The organism is Desulfosporosinus cupriresistens (assembly GCF_001707885.1).
Taxonomy (GTDB): domain Bacteria; phylum Bacillota; class Desulfitobacteriia; order Desulfitobacteriales; family Desulfitobacteriaceae; genus Desulfosporosinus.
Map to the genome: position 1 here is coordinate 1 of NZ_MASS01000115.1, position 3,685 is coordinate 3,685.

Below are 3,685 nucleotides of genomic sequence, written 5' to 3' on the forward strand. Positions count from 1 at the left end.
TAAGCAGGGTAACGACCAACCGGGTACCTACGTATGGATACACTATATGAAACTGCCAAACGTGACCTGCCTAAGTGCCGTTCCTGGCATATGGCAGAGAGCCCTAACAGTAGCCTAATGGCCTTCTGTAATGGAAGGCACACGGTGAAGGGGGGCAGTATTCCAAGTTCCTATTTTGAAAGGAGTTGCTTTGAATGGAGCAATCAAAACTCGTGGAAAGACTGGAAGGTTATCGCCGTCGTAACAGTGCCAACCATTGCTATGTCAACAGGGACCTCTATCGCTTGTTCTATAGCAGAGACTTATACATCATTGCCTACAACTCCGTAAAGTCCAACGACGGCGCGGAGACATCCGGCGCTGATGGCACCTCCCTGCACGGCTTTTGTGAGGAATGGATTACAGAACTTATCTCTTCCATGCGCGACGAATCCTACCAACCTCAGCCAAACAGAACAACGATGATTCCCAAGAAGAATGGCAAAATGCGTAAGCTTAGCTTTCCAAATGGAAAGGACAAGCTTGTTCAGGAGGCTATCCGCCTTATCCTGGAGTGCATCTACGAACCTACCTTCTCGAACCTTTCTTACGGTTTCCGCCCAAAGCGCTCCACTCAAGGAGCTATCGCTGAGGCGGAGACGTGGAAGGGTACGATTTGGTTTATCGAGGGTGACATCTCCGCCTGCTTTGATGAAATTGACCACCGCATCCTGGAAACGATACTCCTCGAACGTATCAATGACGAACGTTTCATCCGGCTTATCAATAAGATTCTCAAGGCCGGCTATTTCGACTTGCAGCACACTCTTCAGAGAACCAAAACCGGAAACGCACAGGGCTCCTGTTGCAGCCCCATCCTCTGCAACATCTATCTTGACAAGTTGGACAGTTTTATAGAAAACATCATCAAAACAGACACCATAGGCGTCTACCGTAGACAAAATTCTGATTACGCCAAGGCAAGATACCAATACAGAAAGGCGGTCAGTAACGGCAGCGACACCAACTCTATTAAACAACTGAAGTGTGCAATGGGAAACCTCCCGTCCTCTGACAGATATGATCCCAATTTTCGCAGAGTGAGGTATGTGCGTTACGCCGACGATTGTGCGCCACGAAGGCGCGTTCAAGCGACAAGAATTGTCGCTTGAACAGCAGCTATGCTGCACAGATGATGAGGGTAGGCCCCTCGGAATCGCTATATAGGTAGAGATTCCAAACCACCTTAAGTTGCTGTGGTCAAAAGCCATGGTGGTGAGCGTTAAGGAAAAGGCGAGGCTCGACCTCGTCAGGTAGGTGCTATGGAGACGAATACAAATGAACCGCTGACAACGTGTCGAAAGCGTAGGAACGTCATCAAAACCGGGGGGTAGTCGTTATCCCGGGATAAGTCTGGAGGAAACCTATTTACTGTCCAGGCGGTGGCCGGCATGAAGGTGGCGTGAACATAGCATAGGCTTCTGTGTGGAACGTGGGAACCTGCACTTCGATGTTAAGAGAAAAATCCAAGTGGAAGACCCACAAGGATGAAAGTATCGATGCGAACTGTAGGGGCGGAACAACCCGTAGTAGTGATGAAGCTTCGTAATGGAAGTGAAGCGAAGGGGTTGTGTTATCCAGTTTTGAATAGCGGTCAACCGCAAGGGAGGAACCAATGGACGAAACAAAGTCTTATGAAATCTCCAAACATGTCGTGTTGGAGGCATTTAAGAGAGTAAAAGCGAATAAGGGTGCGGCTGGTATTGATGGAGTGGACCTAGAAACGTTCGAGGGTAATTTAAAGAACAATCTCTATAAGATTTGGAACAGGATGTCATCCGGTAGCTACTTTCCACCAGCAGTTAAAGCAGTAGAAATACCGAAGAAAAGCGGTGGAACGCGCATGCTTGGTGTGCCGACTGTGGCCGATCGTGTAGCGCAAATGGTGGCGAAACTCTATTTTGAACCAAGAGTAGAACCCTATTTTCATCCTGATTCATATGGATATCGTCCGGGTAAGTCTGCTGTTGACGCACTCAAGATTACTCGCCAGCGATGCTGGAGGTATAACTGGGTACTGGAATTCGATATTAAGGGGCTGTTCGATAATATTGACCACGAATTGCTAATGAAGGCAGTCTGCAAACATACAGATAATCCTTGGGTTATCTTATACATCGAAAGATGGCTTAAGGCTCCATTTCAAATGCCCGATGGAACAGTCGAGGAACGGACAAAAGGAACCCCGCAGGGCGGAGTCATAAGTCCGGTTTTAGCAAACCTGTTTCTCCATTATGCTTTTGACAAATGGATGGAAAAGTATCATCCAAACAAACCGTTTGCTCGCTACGCAGATGATGCTGTGGCGCACTGCCGTAGGAGAGAAGACGCCGAAGGACTTTTGAAAAGTCTGGAAACGAGGTTTGCGGACTGTGGATTGGAACTTCATCCGACCAAAACACGTATTGTCTACTGCAAAGATGACGACCGACGTGGGGACTATCTTGAGACAACCTTTGATTTCCTTGGATACACATTTCGTGCAAGAAGATCAAAGAACAAAGATGGAAAACACTTTATTAACTTTACGCCGGCAGTCAGTAACAAGGCAAAGAAGGCCATGCAACAAACGATACATGACTGGCGCATGCACCTAAAGCCAGACAAAACCCTTGAGGATTTGGCCCATATGTTCAACCCTGTACTTAGGGGCTGGGTCAATTACTACGGACGCTTTTACAAGTCGGAGATGTACTCTGTACTCAGACACATGAATCGAGCACTGGTTCGATGGGCTAGGCGTAAATACAAGAAACTAGCGATACATCAACGGCGAGCAAATGCTTGGCTTGGCAAGATTGCCAGACGCGAGCAGAAGCTTTTCGTTCAGTGGCAAATGGGGATTTTACCTGGGGCTGGATAATGGGAGCCGGATGAGCCGAGAGGTTCAAGTCCGGTTCTGAGAGAGACTGGAGGTGAAATTCCTCCGGTCTACTCACCTTCTGATTGGCGTGATTGCTCCCAAGTCTTATGCAGTCGATTTGAAACGTAAAATCAAGGAGTTCTTGAACAACGAGCTCTGCCTAAGGTTGAGCGATGAAAAGACCAAAATCACGCATGCTGCAGAAGATGAGGTGACTTTTCTTGGATATATTATCCGCAAGGGCATCGGCAAACACTGCAAATTTCACATCTACGACCCTTTTGATTCAACCCTCCGCATCCATATGAATACGGAGGGTATCCTGGAAAAGCTACGTGAAAACGGTATGTGTAGGGGTAACTATTATCCCATCGGTATCTCTCGCCTCCTTAGGGAACCTCCGGAAGAAATCATCAAATACGGCAACCAGGTACTCCGCGGACTTCTGACTCAGCAACGCGGCTGCTCTAACTTCTTTAAGGGCTGGCGCGTCCAATACATTGTAATGTATTCTATCGCTAAAACCCTAGCACGCAAATTCGACATCAGCATTAAGAAAGTATTTGCCCGCTTTGGAAGCTCGCTATCGGTCAGATACAGAAATGCCAAGAATAAAGCCTGTTCAGTGTCGCTGGCACTATACAAATCTTTTGCGAGACAAAAGGACTTCTTTGCTAAAATCAAGTCGGCAGCTATATCTGAGCCCTCGCCCAAGTATAACTTGATGGACCCTCTGGCCCGTGTCTGCTACATCTGCGGCAATCCGCATTTTCGCGTCAGCAT

General features: G+C 47.7%; 2 protein-coding genes and 1 pseudogene. All 3 read left to right on the plus strand.

Going from position 1 to position 3,685, the window contains the following annotated elements; all coding sequences use genetic code 11:
• Positions 1-194 precede the first annotated feature (194 nt).
• Positions 195-1,106, plus strand: a pseudogene (locus DSBG_RS22195) (reverse transcriptase/maturase family protein); the annotation flags it as partial.
• A 548-nt stretch (positions 1,107-1,654) separates the two neighbouring features.
• The gene (gene ltrA, locus DSBG_RS21355; RefSeq protein ID WP_068967011.1) at positions 1,655-2,902 is read left to right on the plus strand and encodes a group II intron reverse transcriptase/maturase; all 1,248 of its coding nucleotides are present in this window, start codon (positions 1,655-1,657) and stop codon (positions 2,900-2,902) included.
• Between the two features lie 88 nt (positions 2,903-2,990).
• The coding region (locus DSBG_RS21360) for a group II intron reverse transcriptase/maturase (protein WP_348980994.1) at positions 2,991-3,685 on the plus strand (695 nt) is incomplete at its 3' end.